The organism is Jeotgalibacillus sp. ET6, from assembly GCF_029667115.1.
Lineage (GTDB): Bacteria > Bacillota > Bacilli > Bacillales > Jeotgalibacillaceae > Jeotgalibacillus.
The window spans coordinates 1-272 of the sequence record NZ_JARUIU010000095.1 but is presented as its reverse complement, the minus strand read 5'-3'; the positions used below and the strand labels follow the sequence as shown (position 1 = coordinate 272).

The 272-nt window shown below is 48.9% G+C and carries 1 pseudogene; it reads left to right on the top strand.

The features are described from left to right. Nucleotides 1-272, top strand: a pseudogene (locus tag P6709_RS19935) (DNA-directed RNA polymerase subunit alpha); the annotation flags it as partial.

Genomic DNA, 272 nt, shown 5'->3' with positions numbered 1-272 from the left:
AAAGAAAGCCTTTCGACTTCGTATGGGAAGTTTGTTGCTAAGCCTCTTGAACGTGGCTTTGGTTTGACTCTTGGTAGCTCGCTTCGTCGAGTTCTTCTTTCGTCTTTGCAAGGCGCAGCGATCACTGCGATCAAGATTGATGGCGTTGTTCATGAGTTCACGCCGATTCCCGACGTGAAAGAAGACGTTGCGGAAATCATCCTCAATTTGAAGGAAGTCCGCTTCAAGCTCCATGCGGAAAGTGCGACTGTCGTGATCGATAAAACCGGTCC